This is a genomic window from Acinetobacter guillouiae (assembly GCF_002370525.2).
Classification (GTDB): Bacteria; Pseudomonadota; Gammaproteobacteria; order Pseudomonadales; family Moraxellaceae; genus Acinetobacter; species Acinetobacter guillouiae.
The window spans coordinates 3,575,744-3,601,625 of record NZ_AP014630.1 but is presented as its reverse complement, the minus strand read 5'-3'; the positions used below and the strand labels follow the sequence as shown (position 1 = coordinate 3,601,625).

At 40.1% G+C, this 25,882-nt stretch carries 24 protein-coding genes; 21 read left to right on the top strand and 3 right to left on the bottom strand.

All coding sequences use genetic code 11. The features are described 5' to 3' along the window. Positions 1-10: 10 nt before the first annotated feature. From AS4_RS16795 to AS4_RS16785, 3 genes are all read left to right on the top strand, one after another. Positions 11-4,834: an RHS repeat-associated core domain-containing protein gene (locus AS4_RS16795; protein ID WP_096734913.1), complete on the top strand. Its 4,824-nt coding sequence runs from the start codon at positions 11-13 to the stop codon at positions 4,832-4,834. After that, on the top strand, positions 4,822-5,217 hold the full coding sequence (locus AS4_RS16790; RefSeq protein WP_004717653.1) for a hypothetical protein: 396 nt from the start codon (positions 4,822-4,824) through the stop codon (positions 5,215-5,217). Before AS4_RS16795 ends, AS4_RS16790 begins: the two co-directional genes overlap by 13 nt. Positions 5,218-5,340: 123 nt before the next feature. Further along, entirely contained in the window at positions 5,341-5,673 is a 333-nt protein-coding gene (locus AS4_RS16785; protein ID WP_096734912.1) for a hypothetical protein, read from the top strand. Positions 5,674-5,781: 108 nt separating this feature from the next. On the opposite strand, the gene AS4_RS16780 is transcribed toward AS4_RS16785, so the two are convergent. Next, positions 5,782-6,123 (bottom strand): winged helix-turn-helix transcriptional regulator, encoded by a 342-nt coding sequence (locus AS4_RS16780; RefSeq protein WP_096734911.1) that lies wholly within the window; start codon positions 6,121-6,123, stop codon positions 5,782-5,784. Positions 6,124-6,265: 142 nt separating this feature from the next. On the opposite strand from AS4_RS16780, the gene AS4_RS16775 reads away from it, so the two are divergent. The 4 genes from AS4_RS16775 (at position 6,266) to AS4_RS16760 (ending at position 10,014) form a co-directional block, all read left to right on the top strand. After that, positions 6,266-6,922 (top strand): DsbA family protein, encoded by a 657-nt coding sequence (locus tag AS4_RS16775; protein ID WP_096734910.1) that lies wholly within the window; start codon positions 6,266-6,268, stop codon positions 6,920-6,922. Positions 6,923-6,947: 25 nt separating this feature from the next. After that, positions 6,948-7,808 (top strand): Vmh family MBL fold metallo-hydrolase, encoded by an 861-nt coding sequence (locus tag AS4_RS16770; RefSeq protein WP_096734909.1) that lies wholly within the window; start codon positions 6,948-6,950, stop codon positions 7,806-7,808. 470 nt (positions 7,809-8,278) lie between these two features. Continuing rightward, complete coding sequence (gene hchA / locus AS4_RS16765; RefSeq protein ID WP_096734908.1) at positions 8,279-9,148, top strand: glyoxalase III HchA; 870 nt, start codon at positions 8,279-8,281, stop codon at positions 9,146-9,148. Between the two features lie 128 nt (positions 9,149-9,276). Continuing rightward, positions 9,277-10,014, top strand: coding sequence for a PA1136 family autoinducer-binding transcriptional regulator (locus AS4_RS16760; protein ID WP_096734907.1), 738 nt, complete (start codon positions 9,277-9,279; stop codon positions 10,012-10,014). Between the two features lie 240 nt (positions 10,015-10,254). On the opposite strand, the gene AS4_RS16755 is transcribed toward AS4_RS16760, so the two are convergent. After that, on the bottom strand, positions 10,255-11,073 hold the full coding sequence (locus AS4_RS16755) for an IclR family transcriptional regulator (RefSeq protein ID WP_096734906.1): 819 nt from the start codon (positions 11,071-11,073) through the stop codon (positions 10,255-10,257). A gap of 258 nt (positions 11,074-11,331) precedes the next feature. On the opposite strand from AS4_RS16755, the gene AS4_RS16750 reads away from it, so the two are divergent. From AS4_RS16750 to AS4_RS16685, 14 genes are all read left to right on the top strand, one after another. After that, the gene (locus AS4_RS16750; protein WP_034615827.1) at positions 11,332-11,637 is read left to right on the top strand and encodes a non-heme iron oxygenase ferredoxin subunit; all 306 of its coding nucleotides are present in this window, start codon (positions 11,332-11,334) and stop codon (positions 11,635-11,637) included. Positions 11,638-11,662: 25 nt separating this feature from the next. Next, a complete protein-coding gene (locus tag AS4_RS16745; RefSeq protein ID WP_004823462.1) occupies positions 11,663-11,962 on the top strand; it encodes a recombinase-like helix-turn-helix domain-containing protein in 300 nt (99 codons plus the stop codon). Between the two features lie 17 nt (positions 11,963-11,979). Next, the gene (locus AS4_RS16740) at positions 11,980-13,047 is read left to right on the top strand and encodes an aromatic ring-hydroxylating oxygenase subunit alpha (protein WP_096734905.1); all 1,068 of its coding nucleotides are present in this window, start codon (positions 11,980-11,982) and stop codon (positions 13,045-13,047) included. Continuing rightward, entirely contained in the window at positions 13,040-13,804 is a 765-nt protein-coding gene (locus AS4_RS16735) for an SDR family oxidoreductase (protein WP_096734904.1), read from the top strand. The genes AS4_RS16740 and AS4_RS16735 overlap by 8 nt, the downstream gene beginning before the upstream one ends. A gap of 11 nt (positions 13,805-13,815) precedes the next feature. Further along, entirely contained in the window at positions 13,816-14,748 is a 933-nt protein-coding gene (locus tag AS4_RS16730; protein WP_096734903.1) for a VOC family protein, read from the top strand. Positions 14,749-14,773: 25 nt separating this feature from the next. Then, positions 14,774-15,985: an NAD(P)/FAD-dependent oxidoreductase gene (locus AS4_RS16725; protein WP_096734902.1), complete on the top strand. Its 1,212-nt coding sequence runs from the start codon at positions 14,774-14,776 to the stop codon at positions 15,983-15,985. A 40-nt stretch (positions 15,986-16,025) separates the two neighbouring features. Beyond that, a complete protein-coding gene (locus tag AS4_RS16720) occupies positions 16,026-17,249 on the top strand; it encodes an MFS transporter (protein WP_004717622.1) in 1,224 nt (407 codons plus the stop codon). A 24-nt stretch (positions 17,250-17,273) separates the two neighbouring features. Continuing rightward, positions 17,274-17,795 (top strand): cupin domain-containing protein, encoded by a 522-nt coding sequence (locus tag AS4_RS16715; protein WP_004717620.1) that lies wholly within the window; start codon positions 17,274-17,276, stop codon positions 17,793-17,795. 42 nt (positions 17,796-17,837) lie between these two features. After that, a complete protein-coding gene (locus AS4_RS16710) occupies positions 17,838-18,650 on the top strand; it encodes an alpha/beta fold hydrolase (protein ID WP_096734901.1) in 813 nt (270 codons plus the stop codon). A 20-nt stretch (positions 18,651-18,670) separates the two neighbouring features. Then, positions 18,671-19,465, top strand: a complete 795-nt coding sequence (locus tag AS4_RS16705) for an SDR family oxidoreductase (RefSeq protein ID WP_096734900.1) — start codon at positions 18,671-18,673, stop codon at positions 19,463-19,465. Positions 19,466-19,474: 9 nt separating this feature from the next. After that, positions 19,475-20,266 (top strand): aspartate dehydrogenase, encoded by a 792-nt coding sequence (locus AS4_RS16700; protein ID WP_004717614.1) that lies wholly within the window; start codon positions 19,475-19,477, stop codon positions 20,264-20,266. Between the two features lie 12 nt (positions 20,267-20,278). Further along, a complete protein-coding gene (locus AS4_RS16695; RefSeq protein WP_096734899.1) occupies positions 20,279-21,745 on the top strand; it encodes an aldehyde dehydrogenase in 1,467 nt (488 codons plus the stop codon). 38 nt (positions 21,746-21,783) lie between these two features. After that, positions 21,784-23,424 (top strand): thiamine pyrophosphate-binding protein, encoded by a 1,641-nt coding sequence (locus tag AS4_RS16690; RefSeq protein WP_096734898.1) that lies wholly within the window; start codon positions 21,784-21,786, stop codon positions 23,422-23,424. A 144-nt stretch (positions 23,425-23,568) separates the two neighbouring features. Next, complete coding sequence (locus tag AS4_RS16685) at positions 23,569-24,762, top strand: hypothetical protein (protein WP_096734897.1); 1,194 nt, start codon at positions 23,569-23,571, stop codon at positions 24,760-24,762. A 232-nt stretch (positions 24,763-24,994) separates the two neighbouring features. Here AS4_RS16685 and AS4_RS16680 read toward each other — a convergent pair whose 3' ends face one another. After that, positions 24,995-25,879, bottom strand: coding sequence for a dihydrodipicolinate synthase family protein (locus AS4_RS16680; protein ID WP_096735556.1), 885 nt, complete (start codon positions 25,877-25,879; stop codon positions 24,995-24,997). Positions 25,880-25,882 lie beyond the last annotated feature (3 nt).

Here is a 25,882-nt window from a genome sequence, read left to right as displayed (position 1 = left end):
AAGAAATACAATGGCTCAACCAAAAACAGAAGTTGTAAAACCACTCAATGAAGTGTCTATTAAAGACATCAATAATTCAAAGCAAAAAATTGATAAGTGGTTACTGGACCATACTCACCAACTCGTTGGTTTGAACTTAGTTAGCAGTGTATTAGGAACTGTACCGATTATTGGGAATGTTATGGCTGCAATTGATGTAGTTACAGACATTTTCCAAATTTATGAAAAAGGTTATCAGAATGCCGATGTCTTTGATTGGACAACTGTAGGTATTGATTTAATAGGTGTTGCTCCCGTACCAGGTACAACAGCTATTCGTACCTCAGCTCGACCTGCATTATTTCTAGTACGTCAGGAAGTAAAGAGGGTTGGAAAAGCTGCGTTAGCTGAAGCAGTAATTACTGTTATTGGTAAACATCTAAATGATCAAGTTGCAGGTAATATTGAAAAATTTTGTGCATCGGGCTTGACGCAACTCAACTCTATTTTAGGATCATGCGGAAATACCATTCAAGGTGCAACTACTGAAATCAATGGAGGAATTGTTCGTGTGGTGACACAGGGTAAAGTGTTTACCAATGCAGGTGCAAATGCAACACGGGCACAACAACAAGCAGCAGGAATTGCTAAGGGATTAAAAAGTGGAGATCTTGTACGTGCTGGTAAAAATATAGTTTATATGACTGAAAACTGGGGTAAAGCCCTGTTTAAAACTAATGTAAATAACAATGCTAAAGTCGTTTCAATGCTTGTTCCGCAACATTTAAAACAACCTGTTTTAAATGTGGGTGCAACAATCAGTAAAGTAGGTGTGACGGCAAATGCCAAAATCAGAAAACTAGGAAATAAAGCTGAACCACAAACAATAGGATGGTTATTTGAGGTCTTGAGATTAGGTGCTTCTCGATTTAGAAAGACCAAGTCAGCTCAAGTGAAAGCCACACAGACAACGCAGGCAAAAAATGCAAAGAACAATAATAAATTAGAAAAATCTAGGGATGAACATCCTGCGACTAACAATGCCAATCAATGTAAGAACTGTAAAGGTGGAACAAGCGGTTCTATCTCATTTGCAATGGGGACCGAGTTTTTAACGCATGATGATGCACTGATTCATCCATTAATGGTTGAGCCCTTGGCTCGTTCTTATATTTCGAATCTATATCAGTATGACCAATCCATATTTGGCGCACGTTGGACAACGCCATTTAGCAGTAAAATTGTACAACGTAGTCAATATAATGAAAAAAATCCAAAAGAAAATATTGAACTGAAAGGTTGGGAATATATTGGTATAGATGGTCGTCCTATCAAGCTACGTGAATTAAAGGCTGGGCAAAGCTTTTACGATGAAATTGAAAATTTTACCTACACTGTAGTTTCTGATGATATTCGTGCAATTACATTTGGTTCAAATGAATCTCGTTATTACCAAAAATATAAAAATGAATTTAGACTAGTTTCTATAGAGCGCCAAAATGGGTTTAGCGTAGGTTTACGTTATGATCACCGCATTGATGATGAAAGCTATTTATCCGATATTATATTTAAACAAGACCAAAATATCTTAGCGCACCTTGCTTTAAAGCTGAATCAAAACAAATTGGTTGATGAAATATGGTTGGTGAAGGATGGGCAATTAAAACGTCAGTTATCTGCATATGTATACAATGATCAAGCTGATCTGATCCAAGCAACCAACGAATTTGGTGCTTCTTACCAATATACCTACCAACATCATCTTCTTACACGTTATACAGACTTGACAAAACGTGGTATGAATTTGAAATGGAATGGAAAATTACCAAGCTCAAAGGCGATTGAAGAGTGGGCTGATGATTATAGTTCGGCAAGAAAACTTGAGTGGGATGAGAATGTACGTGTTACTACTGTAACTGATATAGATGGTAATGTGACTGAACATTACTACGGCATTACAGGCTATACCTATCGTATTATTTATCCTGATAATTTACAGGAATGGTTTTTTAGGGACGATGCAAAAAATATTACTTCACATGTGGCTACAGATGGCACAGAAACAGTTTATAGCTATGATGAACGAGGCAATGTTCTCTCGACAACGCAAGCAGATGGTGCAACAACTTACTTTGAATATGATGAACAAGACCAATTGATTGGTATGGTGGATGCAGAGCAAGGTCGCTGGTTTAAACAATACGACGGTTCAGGCAACCTGATTAAAGAAATTGATCCGCTGAAACATGAAACTGGTTATGCTTACAACAGCATGGGCTTAGTGACTGCAATTACAGATGCCAAAGGGGGGAGTAAAGCCCTTAAATATGATGATCAAGGTAACTTGCTGAGCTATACCGACTGTTCAGGTAAAGAAACTAAGTGGCAGTATGATGATCGAGGGCGAGTTAAATCTGTTGAAAATGGTTTAAAACAGAAAGTTGAATATTTTTATACAGAAATTACTACAGATAAGGGTGAGCCGATAATCAAAGGTTTGCCATTGAACGCCTTTGGCCAGTTGGAAAAGATCAAACATCTTGATGGTTCTATTGAACATTTTGTGCATGATGCTGAAGGACGATTGCTTGCTCATATAGATCCAAAACAACATCAAACAAGCTATGAATACGACGAAGCAGGTTTAATCCTGTCACGTACCGATGCACTGAATCATAAACTGAAATACAAGTGGGATCGCCTTGGACGTTTGACCCGATTGATCAATGAGAACGGTGCAAACTACGAATTCATTTATGATGCAGGCGGGCGCTTAGTTAAAGAAATTGATTTTGATGCTAAAGAAACTCTTTATCAATACGATGAATTGAATGGTCGTTTGGCTACAAGTATTGAAGTAGCATCAGCATATGGTCAAGATCTAAAAGATCGTACAGCACCAAAAGACCGAATCCAACAGTTTATTTTTGACAGTATGGGGCGTTTGGAACAACGAACAGCAGGCTATGGTCACGATGGTTTAGAGCTTGAATCCAAACAAACCGAAGAATTTGCCTATGACTATTTAGGTAATCTCATACAAGCAAAAAATGCCGAGAGCAATTTACAGTGGTTCTACGATGCTGCTGGCAATGTAATTAAAGAACACCAACAGGATTATAAAACACATAAAACAGCAGTATGGAAGCATAGTTATGATGAAATCAATGATCGAATCAAAACCATACGCCCTGATGGACAAAATATAGATTGGCTTACCTATGGTACAGGTCATGTACAAAGCCTGATTGTCAATGGACAGGATTTGGTGAGTTTTGAGCGAGATGACCTACATCGTGAAGTTGTTCGCCACTACGCTAATGGGGTTAGCCAAGAGCAACAGTTTGACTTAGCAGGACGATTACACAGCCAAATCATGCTCAATGAGCATGACAATGGTTACCAAAACCAATACAAAGTCCCAAACGAAGAAAAGAACAATGCACTACAACAAACTAGCCAATTAGTACAACGACTATATCAATACGATAAAACAGGTGAGCTGACAGCGATCAAAGATACACGTCGTGGCAACATTGCATATAAATATGACCCTGTTGGACGCTTACTTGAAGCCAGTAGTAAACTCGGTAAAGAAACCTTTAGTTTTGACCCTGCCAGCAATATTGTTGATCGTTACAACGATGATAAAGCCAAAAGCCATCAACAAACAGCAGAAGAAAAAGGCTATGGCTACAATCGTCTAGTCAATAACGTGGTCAAAGAATACCTAGACCAACAATACCAATATGATGCATACGGACAATTGGTTCGACAAAAATCAACGCAAGGTGATTTAAATCTTGAGTGGGATGTTTTTGGTCGAATGATCAAAAGCCGTAACAGCCAATACACAGCAGAATATCGCTATGACGCTTTAGGACGAAGAATACAAAAACGTAATAAGCAGCATCATACAGGGGATGAACATAACATCATCTATGGATGGGATGGTGACACATTGGCTTATGAGTCAACAGAACAAGCCACTAAACACTATATCTACGAAAAAGATAGTTTTGTGCCGATGCTGCAAGCCGTCTATCAAAGCCCTATAGAACTACATCAAACACCTGATTGGTCAGACAATCCGTATAGTGTACATCGTGACCCACTATGGAAAACTACCAAACAAAGCAAAGGCTTTGATGATGTATGGTTCTACCACTGTGACCATTTGGGTACACCACAAGAAATGAGCGACCATACAGGTTCGATCATTTGGAAAGCTGAATATAAAGCTTGGGGTGAGTGTAAGGCTGAAAAAGCTAAATCTAACTTCTTTGAAAGCTCAGAAATTATAAGCAATAACATCCGTTTTCAGGGGCAGTATTTTGATGAAGAAACAGGACTGCATTACAACCGTTATCGTTACTATTCACCTTATGTGGGGCGGTTTGTAAGTAAAGATCCTATTGGATTAACAGGTGGAAATAATCTATACCAATATGCACCTAGTTCAACCAGTTGGATTGATCCTTTAGGATTGGAACGTATAAAGTCAACTAAAACAATTAGATACAGTCAAAATGGTTATAGTCCTTGTTTTGGAAATGGTGGTAATGTTAATGGCCTAGCACATAGATTGCAGGCAGATCCATCTTATGCTGCCAAAGTTGAGCCTATTAGGTTAGTGAGATTTAAAGATCTTCCACAAAATGTTCAAGCCAAATTATTAGAGCAAGGTGCTAAAAGTAATATGGTATATTCTCTTGATAATCGAAGATTAGCGGCCGCGAAACAGGCGAAAGTTGGAGTAAATACAAGATGGGCTACTCCAGAAGAAATACAGCAAGAAGCTACTTTACGTCGATTCTCTACAAATGATGCAGGAAAAACAATATGTCACAATTAAATTTTTTACCAATCAGTACCAGATTTGGGATACTTTCATCTCGTACAGATTTTTGGTTAAATGAGTTTAAATTTAATCCTCAAGGTAATAGCTTAGAATTTAATTTGACATATAGTCAAATTAAAAAAAATGAAAATGGTAAAACTTTTAAAACTTCCGAGTTGCTATCAATCATGTTTACTAATGTAAATAATTTTAAAATGCTTCAATATGATGAGTTCGAACATTTGTACTCACATAAATCTAATTCAAATTTTGATTATGTAAATTATGATGGAAATGGAATGAATTTATATTTATTATGGACTTATGATCATTGTTTTGAAATATATGCAAAAGGTTATTCATTTTTACCAGTATCTTCTGAAGAAAATAGAAGCTAATTCATAGCAGAATCACGACAAAGTAGTAGTAAAAAGTTGAAAAGCTATAAATGAAATACTAAGTTTTGAAAATGAATATGATTATTAAAAATAATCATATTTTTTGTAATTTAATGAACAGATATGCATATCACAATTTTATTGTGGGAATTCAAAAAATATAAATTAATTTTAGATGTTTATATTTATCCAAAAATTGAAAGTGATATGTATATAGGGTTCGAATATAAAGTCACAGTAAATCTTGTTAACATGAATGAAAATAATATAAATTTAGATATTGTCGAATTTGAAGCGAAAGGAATTAGTGATTTAATTAAGTTGATGAATATTTTCTTGCCTTATATATCTTTAAATTTAAATAAATATATCGAGAATAAAAGCTTAAAAATTAGTTGTGATTTGGAAGTGATGGTGAATGAATTTAATTTAGGCAATAAAGTATTAAGAACCTAAATAATATAAGTTGAAATAGATATCACTCAGTCCCTTATGTTTATTGATAATATTAAACTAAAGAAAAGTGAAAAGAACCTTAAATAGAAAACTTATAACAATTCCAAGTTAATTTTCATTCTGTTCAATCCATTGAACCAAATCATAAATTTTTTCAGCGACTTCAACTCCTTTATTTTCAGATAAAGAATATTCTACATGTGGCGGAATAATTGGATATTCATTACGAATCACAAAACCATCATTTTCCAAATCACGTAAAGTTTGAGTCAACATTTTTTCACTGATGCCATCAATTCTTCGTCTTAACTCACTAAAGCGATGTGTTCCTCTTCTTAAACAGAACATGACCAAAACGCCCCAACGATTGGTTAAATGCATAAGCTTAACCCGAGAGGGGCAATTCTTTGACAGTACATTTGCGGCTAAACAAGATTCATCAGCATTCATAAACTTTCCACGACTAAAAAACACTTACTTTTTAGTAAGTACTTACAAAAAGTAAGTTTATTATTTACTATAACAAATATCAGCAAAACTGTGTGGCTTTTCACATATTTTGAATCATATATTTATAGATGAGAGTTAATTTATGGCTTCTCCAATTCTACACTGGATTATCGACCCGATCTGCGGCTGGAGTTATGGTGCACTGCCTTTAATTAATGCAGTCGAAGAAAAATTTCCAAATCTACAACGTCTACATTTTGGTGGACTTTATAGTGAAGATCATCAACCACAAATGACAGCAGCAATGCGAACACAGATCATTCACTATGATGAACAAATCCATCAACTCACAGGTGTTGATTTTGGTGATGAATATAAAAATGGTTTGCTTAAAGACAGCGCACTGATCATGAACTCTATCCCTGCAACTCATGCTTTACTGAGTATTCAGCAGGGGTTAGGGCATAGCGCAATGATATCGTTATTAAATTTAATACAACAGGGCTACTATCAAAAAGGTCTAAATGTCACACAATATAGTGTACTGGCGCAATTTGCTGTCGAGTTAGGACTGAATAATGACCAATGGTCAAAATATTTAGATGCGATCGATCAAGATCAGCAAGATGAATATATTCAGTATGCACGCCAATTATTATCCCATGTTCGAGGACAAGGTTTTCCAACATTGGTGTATGAAAATCAACATGGTGAAATGGGCAAAATACCGCTTCATGGTTTTTATAATAAATCAGAGGATTTTGTACGTTTTCTAGATCAACAACTACTTAAATCTTAATTTAATTCTAAAGAGAGCCAACAATATGAAATTATTCTTAAAAACACTTCTTGCAAGTTCAGTGATGTTGAGTGCTTCTGCATTTGCAGCAGAGTTAAGCTATAAAGTTTATAACCCACAAGCACAAGGCATTTTTCCTGTTACATCTACACTTATTTCGGGTGAAAAAGATGCAGTGCTGGTGGATGCGCAATTCAGTGTTAACGATGCAAAGAACTTGGTTAAAATCATTCAAGACAGCGGTAAAAACCTTAAATATATTGTGATTACAGCGGGTGACCCAGATTTTTATTTTGGTTTAGAGCCGCTGGTACAAGCGTTTCCAGATGCAAAAGTAATTGCAACCCCTGAAGTTGTTAAACATATTGAAGCAACCAAAGAAGGCAAGTTTGCTTATTGGGGACCTATCTTAAAAAATGGTGCGCCATCTCAAGTGATTGTACCAAGTGCTAGTGAAGATAAAACCATTGTGCTAGAAGGTGAAAAAATTGAGATCAAATCACCGGGTAAATATGCATCTTATCTATGGGTTCCAAGCAATCGTACAATTCTAGGTGGTGTAGGGTTATCTTCAGGGATTCATCTGTGGACAGCAGATGCACAAACTGAAAAAGAGCGTAACGAGTGGAGAAAAACGCTAAAACAAATGAATCGTTTAAACCCACGTGCAGTGATTCCTGGACATTATATTGGTGATATTCCAACAGGAACTCAAGCAATAGACTTTACTTATCAATATCTTGTGGATGTTGATCAAGTTTTAAAAGATCATAAAGATTCAGCATCAGTGATTGCTGCTTTAAAAGAAAAATACCCGAACTTGGCTGAAGAAAGTTCTTTAGAGTTAAGCTCTAAAGTGTTGACGGGTGAGATGGAATGGAAATAATTTAACGATGATCTATTGTTTTAAATTCATGAACTTCGTCATTGTTTGTGAACGAGGATAATGGGTTAATCTAATCAGGTGAAACTTAATCTAAGATCATGGTTAAGTTTCATCATTGAAGCCATTGATTTTTTCTAAGCGGAATTTTGAGTTTCAAAGTCTAATACACAATCAACATTTAAAAAATCTCTCACAGTATTTCATTTCATCTCTACGTTGTATTTCTGTATCGAGCGTGAGTATTGTTCGTAGAAAATATAAATCTTTCTTAAAATATAATTAATTAAAAATCAGATACTTATTGTTAATAAAAACAGGGTTTATTGGCAGCGATAGCCTGATAAAAATTGAATTCAGCATATCTTTTAAAATTGTAGAAATAGGGGTTTTCCCTCATTCAAAAATCTTTTTAGGGCAGAATATACTGTGCATGTTGAATATATCCTCTATAAGAACGCTTGGAGTAAAAAATGACTGAACTAAGTAAAATACCTACACCAGATACTGCTGAAGATAATGCATTTTTTCCATCCCCTTATTCTTTAAGCCAGTACACCGCATCGAAAACAGATTATGACGGTACGACTTATCCCAACCCATATCGTGGCGACAAAAAAATTCTGATGATTGCAACGGATGAGCGCTATATCATGATGCAGAACGGTAAATTCTTTTCTACAGGAAATCATCCAGTTGAAATGTTACTCCCAGTATTTCATTTAGACAATGCAGGCTTTGAGTTTGATATTGCAACGCTCTCAGGCAATCCTGCCAAGCTGGAAATGTGGGCAATGCCGAATGAAGATAAGGTGGTTTTAGATACTTATGCAAAGTATGCTGAAAAACTTAAAAATCCGTTAAAGCTTGATGATATTTTGGACCAGATCATTGCTGGAAACTCGCCATATGCAGGGGTTTTCATTCCCGGTGGTCATGGTGTACTCGCGAAAATTCCTGAAAGTGAAAGTGTAAAAAAAGTTTTAGAATGGGCGATAAACAACGATAAATATGTGATTACACTGTGTCATGGACCCGCAGCTTTACTTGCCGCCACCGTCGATGAAAAACCAGAAAACTATATATTTAAAGATTATGAAATTTGTGTATTTCCTGACTTTTTAGATAAAGGCGCAAATATTGAAATTGGTTATATGCCTGGGCCATTACAATGGTTGGTGGGTGAAAATCTCGATAAATTAGGCGTTAAAATCCTAAATAAAGGTATCACAGGGCAAGTTCATAAAGACCGAAAACTTCTGACCGGAGACAGTCCGTTGGCATCGCATAATTTAGGTAAGTTAGCCGCTGAAACCTTATTGGCTGATCCTGAATTGGTATAAGCATCAATCAAGACGTTGTTTCTATTTAGACGCAACTTTTTATCTCAATATTGGAGATCTAGAGGCGATTTGCTACTGATCTCCAATATTTTAGTTTTAAGTGTTCAGTTTAGTGAGAAGACGGCTTTATGAGACTTGCAAGCAATCAACTGGCCGATTTATTGTTTCAGACCGTTCACCAATTGAGACAAGCACGTGACCTCGAAAGTCTATTTAAAATTCTGGTTGGATTTGCTGCTCAGCTAAATTTTGATCGGATTATTGTATGCAGTGTTTCACCTCAAAACCAACATGAATGGATTGATGAGGTTTTCTTTGTCCATGGTAACTGGGTTGATCGCATCAATATCGAAGAGCGTGAAGTTTATTTACGCCGCTGCCCAATCACCAAGCATATTTTTGAATACGATGAAGCCTTTTTTTGGGCAAAGAGCTTGCATAAAAAAACTGCAAAAGAAACCTATCGGATTATCAAAAGCCCTCTGCATCTTGGTGAGGTCAATGGAATACAAGTGCCCGTATTTGGTCGAACCGGTTTAGAGGGTGCAATTTCATTTGCGGGTGAAATTTCGGATATGGGTGCTGATTTTAAACTCACAGTACAGATGGTTTGTAATATTGCCTTTGGTGAAATTTTACATAAACAAAAGCATAGAATTGCGCATAAAAAAATACTGACCAAACGTGAAAAAGAAGTTTTAAAATGGGCAGCAGTGGGTCAAAAGCATTTTGAGATTGCCGACATTTTAAAAATTTCAGAGAGAACTGTTGAAAATCATTTACGCAGTATAAGAAAGCGCTTAGGAGTAAAATCTACTGCTCAAGCAATTGCTTCTGCCATCATCAGTAGAGAAATTGAATTATAAAGCAGCCCAATGTTTGCGACTTTTAAACATTCAGGTTTAGCCAAAAGCGCAGCGATTCTTTTAAGAAGCATAGCGTGAGCATTGAGATTTTAAGCCCCCCTCAAAAAAAAGAAGAAAAGAAATAAAATAATAATGATCACCAAATAAAAAACCAGAAGGACTTCTTATTTGGCGTGTATGTGTAGAAAATTTGGTTAGTCTTCCCTATGCCCAAATTGAAGTAATCAGATTTATCAATGCTTAAAAATAAATAAATTTTGAAATTTTATCAGCATACTCAACTACATTTTGAGAAATTTCACCTCTAAATAAATCTTCTGTATAGGTGCTCAATGGGCAGCTTACAGATAATACGGCAGCGATTTCTTGAGTTGCCTGACTATAAATCGGTGCAGCACTGGCAGCCATATCGGTATTAAAGTGCCCCCAACTGATCATAAAATCCTGACTGCGGACATAATTTAAACGTTCTAATAAACTCGCCAAATCACGTGGTGTACGATCAGAATAGACTTTCCAATCGGTAAAATATTCATAGCGTTTAATCACTTCAGCCTCAGAAAGGCGAGATAAAATTAATTGTCCAATTACGGTGGCATGGGCATGCCAACGTGTACCAATATGCACATTACTGGTAAATGAACCAATAGATTGGGCATTGCTGATAAAGACAATATCGGTGCCTTCTAAAATCGAAAGATGCACAGCAATTTTAATTTTATCGCGTAATTCACGCATGATGGGGCTAGCCAGATCAGTCAGTGATGATTTGGATAAGCTGTTAAAACCAAGTTCCATCACGTTGCTGTTCAGCGCATAAGTCTTTTGCGACATTTTTCTTAAATAACCACAAAACTCTAAGGTGTGGATTAAACGAAAAGCACTCGAACGGTTTACATCTAATTTTTCTGCGATTTCAGAAATGGTCATTTCCTGATGCTGTTGATCAAATAATTTTAAAATGGCTAAGCCACGCACCAAACCCGGTACTAAATAACGCTCATCATTATTGGGTTCAGCATTTTGCTCCAAGAGAGCATCTGTATTTATTAAGTTCATTGCCAAGTTGCCCTGTGTTTATTTTGCAATTCCTGCACATGGAATACCACTATAGTAATCATCAATTTTTCTAATCTCAATGTTTATATATAAAACATTTTTTTGATTAAGAAACATCTGAAAATATAAATTTTTATTAATTCATTGAAAAACATAAAAATATAGTATTTGACAAGCAAAATGATCAAAGCTTATGCTATTCATTATGTTTTAAATGCTAAATTAAGTTTTATATATAAAACAAATAAGGATGCAAAAATGAGTTGGATCTCAGTTTGTCAGCAAGATGACATTACCGAAGACGAGCCGAAAGCCATAGAAGTCGAGGGTAAGAAAATTGGTGTTTTTTTTATCGATGACAATTATTTTGCGATCGAGAATGTTTGCCCACATGCCTTTGCGTTGCTAACAGAAGGCTTTATTGAAGATCAAACCGTGGAATGCCCATTACATGAGGCAATTTTTGATATTCAAACAGGTGAGCTAAAGAGTGGACCGGGATGTCGTGATTTGTGTACTTATCCCGTACGTGTTGAAGGGCAGGACGTTCAAATTCAACTATAAGTCTTATTTATAAGGATGGAATCTCATGAAAACATTTAATGAGAAGCTAGCGAACTGGATTCATGCCACGCCAGCGACCGAAGCAGGGATCAACAATATTCAAATACCGGGACAGCCAGAGCTTCTGGTTTGGCAAACACGCTATAAAGTGCCAACAGTCTATGAGCAGGATTTTGTTCAACATTTAATTCAAGCCTTTTCTTCAGGCGTAACAGAACTTACTGATTTAGTTCAATCTTTAAATCAACAAGGTTTTCGTTGCGAGTCTGGTGAACTTTGGACTTCTGAAACATTTTCTGAAGAAATGCAACGTTTAGGTTATTGATTCAAGGAAGAACAGTGATGAATGCAGCAGTAACAGTGACTCCGAGTGTTGAGGAGTATTTAGATTTAGGTTTACGTGATCAATGGCATCCTGTACTGGCAAGTTGGGAAGTCGCAGCCAATCCTGTGGGTATTACCCGTTTAGGTGAAAATATCGTAGTTTGGCGTGATGACCAAGGTCAGGTGCATGCTTTAGAAGATCGTTGTCCGCACCGTGGTGCGCGTCTTTCTTTAGGCTGGAACTTAGGTAATCGCGTGGCATGTTGGTATCACGGTGTTGAAGTTCGCCATGATGGCAAGGTTGAAGATGTACCCGCAGTACATGAATGCCCAATGAAAGGCACAACCTGTGTGAAAAGCTACCCAGTGATTGAGCAACATGGTGCAATTTTCCTGTGGTTTGGCATTGATCCAAATGAAGTCGCTAAACCACTTGATTTTCCTGAGCAATTGGCGAGTGAGGAGTGGAGTTCATTTCTATGCCAAGCAGATTGGAAGGTCAATCATCAATATGCGATTGATAATGTAATGGACCCAATGCATGGCACCTATTTGCATTGTACTTCGCATTCAATGGCGGACGGCGAACGTACTGCAGAAATGAAACACCGCTCAACTGAAAACGGTTTTGTCTTTGAAAAAGAAGGGCAAACAGGGGTCAATTTTGACTGGGTTGAGTATGCCAATACCGGTGCAAGTTGGTTACGTCTTTCGATTCCTTATCGTAAAGATTTTGGTCCAGGCGGTGTGTTTTGGATCGTGGGTTATGCCACGCCGATTGATGCTCAAAATACCCGTGTTTTCTTCTGGCGTTGTCGTAAAGTCAGTGGCTGGCAACGTAATGTCTGGCGTTTCCTTTACCGCAATCATTTAGAAAAATTGCACTGGGATGTCTTGGAACAAGATCGAATCATTTTAGAAAATCTTGCGCCAAATGCACGTCAACATGAATTCCTCTATCAACATGATGTCGGTTTATCGCGCTTACGCCGTTTAATGAAAAAAGAAGCGGAAAAGCAGTTAAAGAAAATTGCGAGCCTGAATAGCTCAAACCGTATTGAAATGCAGGAACAAGTTCATGGTTAATGTCGCATTGTTGCAGGGCAAGAAAGTCTTTGTTACAGGCGCAGCAAGAGGCTTGGGACGAGACTTTGCACAGGCCATTGCTGAAGCAGGTGCGCAAGTGGTCATGGCGGATATCCTGACAGATCTTGTGCAACAAGAAGCAGCAGTATTGCAGGCACAGGGTTTACAGGTGACTGCGGTCACGATTGACTTGGCTGATGCTGATTCGATTCAACAGGCTGTTCAGCAAGCAGCTGAACATTTAGCTGGAATAGATGGTTTGGTGAATTGCGCTGCACTTGCGACCAATGTGGGTGGTAAAAGCTTGATGGATTATGACGCCGATCTATGGGATCGGGTCATGAACATCAATGTCAAAGGGACGTGGTTGGTCACCAAAGCATGTGTGCCATATCTCAAGCAATCTGATGCTGGCAAGGTGATTAATGTGGCATCGGATACGGCTTTATGGGGTGCACCTAACTTGATGGCCTATGTTGCAAGTAAAGGTGCTCTGCTGGCAATGACCCGTTCGATGGCCAGAGAGTTAGGGCCATTTAATATTTGTGTCAATACGCTTTCTCCAGGATTGACGCTGGTTGAAGCAACAGAATATGTACCGCAAGAACGTCATGATTTATATGTAAATGGTCGTGCGATTCAACGTCAGCAGTTACCACAGGATCTGAACGGAACAGCACTTTATTTACTTTCGGATTTGTCCTCATTTGTGACTGGACAGAATATTCCCGTAAATGGTGGTTTTGTCTTTAATTAAGGAATTGTTTCATGATTACAGGGATTGAGATTTTAAAGTTTGGCGTTGAGGATCGAGCTGCTTCAAATAAATTTTTGGCAGATTTTGGTTTAAAGCCAAGCCAATCAGATATTGAGGGTACGGATCTTTATCAAACCCAAAACGGCAGTAAAATTTATTTATTTGATTATGATGATACGCGTCTACCACAGGCCATTGAGTCAGGCTCAACCTTACGTGAAGTGACTTGGGGCTTGGATGATGCAGCACAGGATTTGGCTGATTTAGCGACTCGCCTGAAAGATGTAGATGGTTATCAAGCCACGGCTGACATGCTGCAATGCTTAGACCCAAATGGGATGACCATTCGCTTTCAAGCTAGCTTTACCCAAGAGCTACCTGCGTTAAAAACAGAAGGGATTAATCAATACGGCAGTATCACTCGTGTCAATGCAGCCAGTCCAGTGTATGAAAAAGGGCAACCTGTTGCGATTGGACATGTGGTGTTCTTTACCCCAGATTTAGAAAAAACAGAATCGTTCTATATCGAAAAGCTCGGTTTCTTCTTATCGGATGCTTATCGTAATCGTGGTGCTTTTTTACGTTGTCGTGGCAAAGGCTATCACCATGATTTGTTTTTGCTTTCGGTACCCAATAAACCTGCTGGACTCAATCATGTGGCCTTTGTGGTGCGTGATATTCATGAAGTGATTGGCGGTGGCTTAAACATGAACCGTTCTGAATGGTCAACTTTTATTGGTCCGGGTCGTCATCCAATTTCTTCGGCTTACTTCTGGTATGTCAACTCACCTTTGGGTGGTGCATTTGAATACTACACCAATGATGATTATTTGACGGAAGAGTGGCAACCACGTGTTGAAGAACATTGTTTAGAACTCTTTACCGAGTGGGCGGTTGAAGGTGGTTTAGATGACCACACTCGTCGCCAAGTCAAACCTGTATAAGCAGTTGGAACAGGGAGATTAAGCTATGCAAAGAATTGTCATCGTTGGCGCAGGACAAGCCGCAGGTTGGGCGGTCAGCACACTCCGTCAACATGGATTTCTAGGTGAAATTCATGTGGTATCCAATGAGGAACGGGTATTTTACGAACGCCCACCCCTGTCAAAACAAGTCCTTTCCAAAGAAGCCAGTTATGACAGTTTGCATCTGTTCTCTGCTGAACAGATGCAAGACTTTAACATTGAGTGGCACAAGCCCGCTGTGGCAACACAAGTGGATCGCCACCAGAAGCATGTGGTTTTAGAAAGTGGTCAAGTTTTGCCTTATGACAAATTATTGATTGCGACTGGAAGCCGGGCACGTGTACCAGTCAATACATGGCAGTTTATTCCCAATGTGGTGACTTTACGAAATGTACAAGACTGCGAACGTTTAGCCGAAATCTTACAACATACGCAAAAGTTAGCGGTGATTGGTGGTGGTTGGATCGGCTTGGAAATTGCAGCAACGGCACGGAAACAAGGCAAACAAGTGCATGTTTTTGAATACGGTGATCGACTTTGTGCACGTAGCGTTAGCCCTGATGTGTCTGAATTTTTGCAAAATATGCATCAACAACAAGGTACTCAGATCCATTTAAATAGTAAAAATGTGCATTTGATTGAAGCAGGTCAACAGCAAGTTGAAGTGGTTAATCATCCAAATGCCAGTGAACTGTTTGATTGTGTGGTGGTGGGTGCGGGTGCAGATATTGCCAAAGAGCTGGGGGTGAGTGCGGGTTTAGACGTTAAAGATGGCATTGTCGTCAATGGTTTTGGACAAACGTCTGACCAAGATATTTATGCCGCAGGTGATGTGGCGATACATCCAAGTTTGGGCTATTGCATTCAGTCTTGGGCCAATGCGCAAAATCAAGCCATTGCCGCTGCAAAGTCAATGTTAGGTATGGATACGGAATATCTAGATATTCCTTGGTTATGGTCAGACCAGTATCACTACAATATTCAGATTTTAGGGACTTACCAACCTGAAAAAACCAAGCAGATTGTGCGACGTCAAAACGCAGCTGATCAGTGCAGTTATCTCTATCTGGATGAGCAAAACTGTTTGATCAACATGATTGCAATCAATGACTCAAAACTGGTCAAACTGGCAAAGCGCTGGATGCAGTCCAATACCGTGTTAGACCCCCAATTATTAGCAGACCCAGAATTTAATGTAATGAAATTAAAACCGTAAACATTAAATCCGGTTCATGACTCAATCGAAGGAATGAAATATGAGTAATGAAGAGAAAAGTGGATTGAAGCATTGGGTTCCTGCTTTTGTCCTGATGATCTGTGTCGTTCTGGCATTTTTCGACAAAATTAGTATCGCGGTCTTATTTGCTGACCCGCACTTTCAGGGTGCGATGGGGATTGCACAAGACAAAGCAAAACTTGGATGGTTAATGACCAGCTTTTTATTGGCTTATGGTTTTTCCTCTGTGTTTTTAAGCTTCTTAGGCGATATTTTTAGCCCTAAAAAAATGCTGTTTTGGAGCGTCTTATCTTGGGGAATACTCATGTTCTGTATGGGTTTTACCACCAACTATACAGGGATGTTAATTCTCCGCGTTCTGCTTGGATTAGCTGAAGGCCCATTATTTGCCTTGGCTTATACCATCGTGAAACAAACCTATACAGATCGTCAGCAAGCACGTGCTTCCACCATGTTTTTGTTGGGTACACCGATTGGTGCCTTCTTAGGTTTTCCAATTACCGCGGCAGTTCTCGCAAACCATGATTGGCACACCACCTTTTTTGTAATGGCTGGTTTAACCGTGATTGCACTGATTGCGATTGTGTTTGGCTTACGTAATTTACAACTCAAGAAAACCATTGAGCTGGAATCGACCAGTAAACGTGTCAATTTTAAAGGGCATATCCACAACACCAAAGTGCTATTACAGAACGGTTCATTTTGGTTGGTATGTATTTTCAATATTGCACTGATGACTTATCTGTGGGGATTAAACAGTTGGGTTCCATCCTATTTGATTCAAGACAAGGGCTTTAACCTCAAAGAGTTTGGTATTTATTCAAGCTTTCCATTTATCGCCATGCTGATTGGTGAAGTGATTGGTGCCTTTCTTTCTGACAAGTTAGGTCGTCGTGCCATTCAGGTATTCAGTGGCTTATTGGTGGCTGGCATCTTTATGTATGTCATGGTCATTATGACAGATCCAATTTTAGTGATTGTTGCAATGTCTCTCAGCGCAATGGCTTGGGGCTTTGGTGTCGCAGCAATATTTGCACTACTTGCTCGAGTGACCACCGCTGATGTGGGCGCGACTGCGGGTGGGATTTTTAATGGACTGGGTAATTTTGCCAGCGCAATTGCACCCGTTCTGATCGGTTACATCGTGATGCAAACCCACAGTTTTAATTTAGGAATTACCTTCTTAGCAGCAGTTGCTGTGATTGGATCGTTCTTCTTGGTTCCTTTACTAAAACGTTATTAATTCAAGATATCTAGGAGTTAAAACATGACTACTCAACAATTCGAATCATGGTCACAGCCTGAAGGTACAAGCTTACAAGATTGGTTAAATACACGTATCGCACGTTTTGAAACACGTAAATATGATTTTGATGCCTTGAAGTTCCAAGCGGACTATGACCCCAAATATCGCCGTGCCCAAATGCGTTATATGGGTACGGGTGCAACAGGTGTAGTCAATGATGGCAACACTGTTCCAGCAGAAAACTTCACTTTTTCAACCATGGTTTTACCTCCGCAGTGCGAAGGGCCTTTGCATATTCATCATGATGTTGAAGAAGTGTTTTTTATGTTGCGTGGTGAGATTGACCTGTTTATCGAACATAACGGTGAGAAATTTCAAACCAAACTTAAAGAGCGAGACCTGATTTCAATTCCACCTGGAATTTACCGTGGCTTGTTTAATCCGGGTCAGGAAGATGCCTTGATGTGTGTGATGTTAGGTGCGGGTAAACCGACGATTCCGAACTATCCACCAGAACATCCATTGTCGCAAATCAAACGTTGATTGAATCGACAAAGCCCAGCTCTACAGCAAAGGAATCCAGCCATGACATTGCTTGATCGATTAGCCAAATATCCAGTCAAAACCATTGTCGTGGATGGTCAAGTACACGCCTATCGTGAGGCAGGTCAAGGCCAGCCATTGATTTTGCTACATGGGATTAGTTCGGGTTCTGCTTCATGGATCAACCAGCTCGATGTACTGCGTCAGTCTTTTCGTGTGATTGCTTGGGATGCACCGGGTTATGGCTTATCAGAAGGTTTAAATACAGCGCAACCGAATGCAGAAGATTATGCACAACGTTTGTTGGGTTTAATCGATGCTTTGGCAATTTCGCAAGCCATTCTGGTTGGTCATTCCCTTGGGGCTTTGCAGGCCAGTGCTTTTGCTCATCTTTATCCTGAACGTGTACAGACTTTGCTGATTGCCAATGTGGCACAAGGTTATCAACGTTCAGATGAGGAAAGCAAAACACAGGTTTATCAAAAACGACCAATGCTGTTGAAAAGCTTAGGTCATGCAGGCATGGCAGCAAGTCGTGGACCGCATTTAATTTATAAACAAGATGCTCAAGCTTTGGCTTTGGTCACAGCAGTGATGCAGGATTTGACCTTAGACGGTTTTACCCATGCATCGTATTTGTTGGCCTATGACGAAATTAGAAATTATTTAACAGATATTCGTGTTCCTTGCGTCGTGATTGCAGGCGATCAGGACCAAATTACACCTGCACAAGGTATTCAAGACCTTGCCGCAGAAATGCAATTGAGCCGATGTCATCTGATTACAGATGCAGGTCATCTGAGTTATGTCGATCAACCACAACAGTTTAACGACATTATTTTATCGGCACGTTAAGACTCAAACGAGAGAAAAATATGAGCTTCCAAGTTGAAGGAAAAGTAGCAGTAGTAACAGGTGGCTCGTCAGGCATTGGTTTGGCTGCTGTCGAAATTTTAGTTGCAGAAGGTGCCAAAGTGGCATGGTGTGGTCGGGATGAACAGCGTCTAGCAGAATCAAAAAATTATATTTTGGAAAAGTATCCGCAAGCCCATATTTTTACTCAAGCCTGCAATGTTTTAGACAAACAAGATGTAAAACGCTTTGCACAACAGGTCAATCAAAATTTAGGCAATGTCGACATGTTGATCAATAACGCAGGTCAAGGGCGTGTATCCAATTTTGAAGACACCCAAGATGAAGATTGGATGAAAGAAATTGAATTGAAGTATTTCAGTGTCTTGCATCCTGTCCGTGCATTTTTAGAGGATTTAAAACATTCGGCGTGTGGATCAATCACCAATGTCAATTCCTTACTGGCCTTGCAACCTGAACCACACATGATCGCGACGTCATCGGCACGCGCCGCTTTGCTGAATTTAACTCATTCCTTAGCGCATGAATTTAGCCAATACGGGATTCGTGTGAATTCAATTTTATTGGGCATGGTGGAGTCAGCACAGTGGAAACGCCGTTTTGAAACACGTTCAGATAGCCAAGCGTCATGGGAACAGTGGACAGGCAATATTGCAAAAAACCGCGGTATTCCAATGCAACGTTTAGGTAAACCTGAAGAACCTGCACGCGCTTTGGTGTTCTTGGCATCACCGTTAGCATCCTATACCACGGGTTCAGCCTTGGATGTCTCAGGTGGATTTAATAAACATTTATAAGGTGTGCCCATGAAACAGTTGATGATGATTGGTTTCGGTGCGATGGCAGCAGAAGTGTACGCACATATGCCACAAGATTTACAGCTTAAATGGATTGTGGTACCTGCACGCAGTGTTGAAAAAGTACAGGCACAAGTATCAGCTCAGGTACAGGTAATTAGTTCGATTGATCAATGCCTTGGCACGCCTGATTATGTGATAGAAGTGGCAGGCCAAGCGGCGGTAAAAGAACATGCCCAAAAGGTGTTAGAGAAAGGTTGGACCATTGGTCTGATTTCAGTGGGAACCTTAGCCGATAGCGAATTTTTCTCTCAACTGAAACAGACTGCGGAACAACACGATGCCCATCTACATCTTTTAGCGGGTGCGATTGCGGGGATCGATGGTATCTCTGCGGCAAAAGAAGGTGGTTTGGAAAAGGTCACCTATAAAGGCTGTAAAAGTCCGAAAAGTTGGCGTGGCAGTTATGCTGAACAATTGGTTGATCTCGATCAGGTCAGTGAAGCTATGGTTTTTTTTCGTGGTACAGCCAGAGAAGCAGCACTGAAGTTTCCAGCCAATGCCAATGTTGCAGCAACCATAGCACTCGCAGGTTTAGGCATGGATGAAACCATGGTTGAGCTTACGGTTGATCCAAAAACCAATAAGAACAAGCACACCATTGTGGCAGAAGGCGTGTTTGGTGAAATGACCATTGAATTGGTGGGTGTGCCTTTGGCCAGTAATCCCAAAACCTCAACTTTGGCTGCGCTTAGCGTGATTCGTGCATGTCGCAATAGCGTTGAAGCAATTCAGATTTAAAAGGATTTGATCATGGTAAAGGAAATTTATATCGCAGGTGAATGGCGATTAGGTAAAGGCAATACGATTCAAAGTCTGTTTCCAGCAGATCAATCTGTAAATGCTGAAATTTCTACAGCGAGTTTAGATGATGTCAATGAAGCAATTGAAAAAGCAGATTTGGCATGGCGACAAGCAGGCTGGCGCAATAGCATGCCTCATGAACGAGCGCGTATTTTGTATAAAGTCGCAGAGATTATTGAAGCGCGTGTAGATGAGCTTGCAAAATTACAAACCCGTGATAATGGTAAGCCACTGGCTGAAACACGTGGTTTAGTGATGAGTGCAGCCGCGACAGCACGCTATGTTGCCGCAGCATGTGAAACGTTGAATGATGAACTCACCACACAACGTGCGGCTGACTTTATGACCATGAGTGTGCATGAACCTGTCGGTGTGGTGGCCGCGATTACACCGTGGAACTCACCGATTGCCAGTGAAGTTCAAAAACTTGCCCCTGCGATTGCTGCTGGAAATGCGGTGATCCTTAAACCCGCAGAAGCAACGTCTTTAATTGCCTTGGAACTCGCCAAAATCTTTGAACAAGCAGGACTGCCAAAAGGCTTACTCAGTGTTTTAGTGGGCCGTGGTTCTGTAATTGGTGATGCCATCGTAAAGCATCCTTTGGTCCGCAAAATTTCATTTACAGGTGGAACCACTACAGGGCGTCATTTGGCTCATCTTGCCGCAGATAAATTGATTACCACCTCATTAGAGCTTGGTGGAAAATCCCCCACGATTGTTATGCCTGATGCAGATATTGAATTGGCTGCTAAAGGGGTGGCTTATGGGATCTTTAGTTCCGCAGGACAAGCCTGTATTGCAGGTTCACGACTCTTCGTGCATCACAGTATTTACGATCAGTTCCTTAAGCGTTTGGTTGAAATTACCAAAGCTTTACGAGTGGGACATCCAGAAACAGCGGGTGTACATTTGGGCTCTTTAATAAATCCAAAGCATTTGGCGTCGGTGGATGCCTATGTGCAATTGGCTAAGCAAGAAGGTGGTCAAGTTGTAGTGGGTGGTCAAGCGCTGACGGATGGTGATTTGGCGAAAGGAAGTTATTACTTACCAACCATCATCACCGGCTTAAATAATACTGCACAAACCTGTCAGGAAGAGATTTTTGGTCCAGTCTTGGTGGTGATGAAGTATCACGATGAAGCCGATTTAATCATCCAAGCCAACGACAGTTGTTTTGGGCTTGCAGCAGGAATCTGGACTGAAAACTACCGTAAAGCTTGGCAAATTGCGCGTGCTTTGGAAGTCGGTACAGTCTGGATTAATACCTATAAAAAATTCTCTATTTCAGCACCGTTTGGTGGCTTTAAAGAAAGTGGTATCGGGCGTGAAAAAGGACGTTTAGGTATTTTGTCTTATATGCAGCAAAAAAGTATTTATATGGGATTAAGCGAACAGCCAAATCCTTGGTGTGAATAATAAATTCATGGAATGAAAAAGTTTTCGAGGAATAAACAATGACAGAACGTGTAAATGTAGGCGAAGCAATCGCGCGTGTTTTAGAAGCACACCAAGTGGAAAGTATCTATGGGGTGATTTCGATTCATAACCTACCAATTGCAGATGCCGTAGGGCGTCGTGAAAAAATTCGTTTTGTGGCAGCGCGTGGCGAAGCAGGTGCAGTCACGATGGCAGATGGTCACTCACGCTTTAAAGGTTTAGGGGTTGCTTTGACCAGTACAGGTGCAGGTGCAGGCAATGCAGTAGGCTCATTGATTGAAGCGATGAATGCGGGGAGTCCTGTGTTGCATTTAACTGGGCAAGTTGAACGTGAATATCTTGATCGTGATGCTAGCTTTATCCATGAAACCAAAGATCAACTGACCTTTTTACGTGCTTCAAGCAAAGCTGCATTTCGTATTACCAGCCCAGACAATGCAGTGGGTGTAATTCGTGAAGCAATTCGTGTTGCAACCACAGTACCGATGGGGCCTGTAAGCGTTGAGCTGCCGATTGATGTGCAAGCTGCAGAAATTGACTTGCCATTGAATTTAGGTCCTGTCAAAGCGCTTGAATTACCGCAGGCTGAGCAAGTTGAAATTGATTTAATTGTTGAAGAAGTTAAAAAAGCCAAACGCCCCATCTTCTGGATTGGTGGTGGCACGTTAAATAGTGTTGATGAAGTGAAAGCCATTGCAGATCTTGGGATTCCTGTTGTTTCTTCGACTCATGCCCGTGGTGTGTTAGCGGATGAGCATCCACGCAGTTTAGGTGCATTCCATAACTCAGCAGGGGTTGAGCAACTGTTAAAACAGGCTGACTTATTGGTGGTGGTGGGCTCGCGTTTACGCAGCAATGAAACCAAAACCTATTCGGTGCAGTTCCCTGATAATCTGATTCAGATTGATGCCAATCCAGTGGCGCAGCAACGTAATTATAAAGTTCGTAACTTCATTTGTGCTGATGCCAAAGATGTATTACAACGTGTGCTCACAGGGCTAAGCGGTATCTCAAAAGTTGATGCAGATTATGATGCAGCGGTTGTTGCAGCAAAACAGTCCGCTATTGAGGCACTGCGTACTCAGCTGGATCAATATGCACTGATCTGTGATCACTTACGTACGGCACTGCCACAAGACGGCATCTTTGTACGTGACATTACCATGTCAGGCAGTACTTGGGGCAGCCGACTATTTCCAGTACAAGCACCGAATCAAAATATTCACTCACTTGCAGGGGCAATTGGTCTTGGTTTAGCCACGGCAATTGGCGCTTCGATTGCCAATCCAGATAAAAAAGTGATTGGGTTAGTGGGCGATGGTGGTTTGATGCTTGGTATCGGTGAGATTGCCACCATGGCACAAGAAAATACTAACATGGTGCTGATGATCATGAACGATGGCGGTTATGGCGTAATGCGTGGTATCCAAAAGAATTACTTTGGTGGGCGTCAATATTTCAACGAATTGCATACCCCAGATTATAAAGTCTTAGGGGAAGCAATGGGAGTGAAAAGCTGGAAAGTGGGCAGTGCAGATGAGTTTAAAACCGTGATTCAACAAGCGGTCGATTTTCAAGGGCCAAGTGTGATCGAATTGGATATGAATTCGATTGGACCACTGAACTTTGCAGGGCCACCGCAGAAAAAACTCTATTAAACCCAGTTGAACATTCGATGTTGGTATCGGATGTTCAGTAAATTAACCGGCAAATTTTTTTGCCTAAAATACAATAAAAACTATGTTTTATAGGTAAAACAAAAATCCAACAGGATCGTTGGAACACAAGGGAAGGACGCAATTATGAAAAAGACAGCTATCGCGATGCTACTTGCAGCATTGTATTTGGGTACCACATCCAATGTTTTGGCGCAAAGCTCAGCATTAGAATGGAAAAGTGAAGATGAGACGGACTCTATAAAATTGGGTGGCGTGGTGCGATTAAACCAACGCTATGAAAATTGGGAAGGACCGAATGATGGCTTTGGCAAACTCTATTTTGATATTTTTAGAGTCGATGTCAAAGGTAAATTTGACGATGCCTATTTTAATGCAAGCTACTTGTTTCAAGACAAAGAGAAACGCTCGATCGAAAAAGCCTACGTGGGCTACAATTTAGATCAACAGAATAGTCTAGAAGCCGGCTTTGTATATAAGCCTTTTGCGATTTATCCTTATCCGCAAAATGGTTGGACTTACCATATTCCTTTCTTTTTGGGCTATGGCAATAACATTGCCCCAGGTTTGAACTGGAATTTTCATAATCAGGACTGGGATGTAAAACTGGGCTATTACCCAGAAATGCTGGCAACCAATCTGCGCTATTCGCCCGAAAGTGCCACTTATGATGACTTAGCCGACAATGCATTTCCAAGTCAAAAAGCCTATCAAAATGAAAAGCGCCATCAATTCAATACGCGGATTGTGCGCAAGTTAGACACCAAGGTGGGTAAGCAGGAAGTCGGGGTATCGGGGGCAATTGCGCAATTGCATAATAAAACCACCGATAAAAATGGCCAATATTATGCAGTAGGGGTGCATAGCGATAACAATTACAAACGCTTTAATTTACAAAGCTCTGTGATTCATTATCAATATGATGCAAAGAACCCTGATGGGGTCAATAATGATATGACTTTAATGGGGAATAACGGATTTACCCCTGCTTATTTTATTGCCTCTGAAGCGACAGTTGCCAGTTTAAATCTTGCTTATACCTTACCTATGCAAAATATGGGCAAACTCAAAGCGATCCGTTTCTACAATGATTATAGTTATATGGATAAGAAACGTGATGATTGGTCGGATTCTCAAATGAATACCACAGGCATGATGTTTATTGCGTCACCCTTTATGGTATGGGCCGATTATACTTGGGGGAAAAATGCCAATATTATTGGCGGTGCAATGAATTCAACTGGTTTTACTTCCACCGTTTCACCCTATAGTGACCAATGGTTGTATCGTATCAATTTAAACCTTGGATTTAGTTTTTAAAACGCTGGTTTGAGTATTGATCTGTTTGTTATGCCGATATTTGCTATGACAATATTTGGAATGGCAATAACCGCTTTGTTGCACTTAGATTTAAACACTGCTGGATGACATTCACTCATCATTTGAGTATTTGTCAAATGAGTATCTGTCAAAGCAGAGGATCGGCTGTGTATGCAACAAAGCATGTTTATCGGATCAATTTTATAACATCACAAGCGCATACGACGATCGTTTACGCTTGTTTTGCTAAGGCCATTAACGACTTTAATTGCTGAACTTCCAGCGGGGTGGCATGTTGCAATGGCTTTCTTGGTTCACCTACAGAAAAGCCTAATTCATTTAAACCCGCTTTGACTGTTTTCGGTAAGCCGCCTTGTACAATAAAGCGCAGTAAAGGCAATTGACGATAAAACAAGGCTTTGGCGTGGTCTAAATCACCATCTTTGACTGCCTGATATAACTGACTTGGTAGTTGACCAAGTAGATTTGGTGCCACAGTACACCAGCCACTTGCACCTGCACAAAATGCCTCAAGTGCCAAAGGATTACAGCCATTATAAAAGGGCAACTGTCCTTGAGATAATTCATGAAATTTATGCATGCGCTGAATATCACCCGTACTGTCTTTAACCATGCAAATATTCTCAATTTCTTGAAACATTTTCACGATCAATTCTGCTGACATATCTACACCGCTGGTTGCAGGGTTGTTATATACCATGATCGGCAGTTTGGTCGATGCAGCAATTTGCTGATAATAATCATAGATTTCTTGATCATTGAGTTTCCAATAAGACACTGGGATCACCATAATCAGATCAGCGCCAAGCTCCTCAGCTTTTTGGGCTTTTTGAATCGCCGTCGCCGTTGTGAGTTCAGAAATTCCCAACATGACCGGAACACGTTGATTAACGATTTCGATACTTTTTTGTGCGACTTGTTGCCATTCTTGCCAAGATAAATAAGCACTTTCACCAGCACTGCCCAATGGCACAATGGCATTACATTGTTGTTCCAGCAATGCATTTAATGTGATGGTCAGCGCATCAACATCGACAGCTTGTGTGTCTGGGTGAAATGGTGTGATTGGGTATGCAATAATGCCTTCTAATTTCATTTT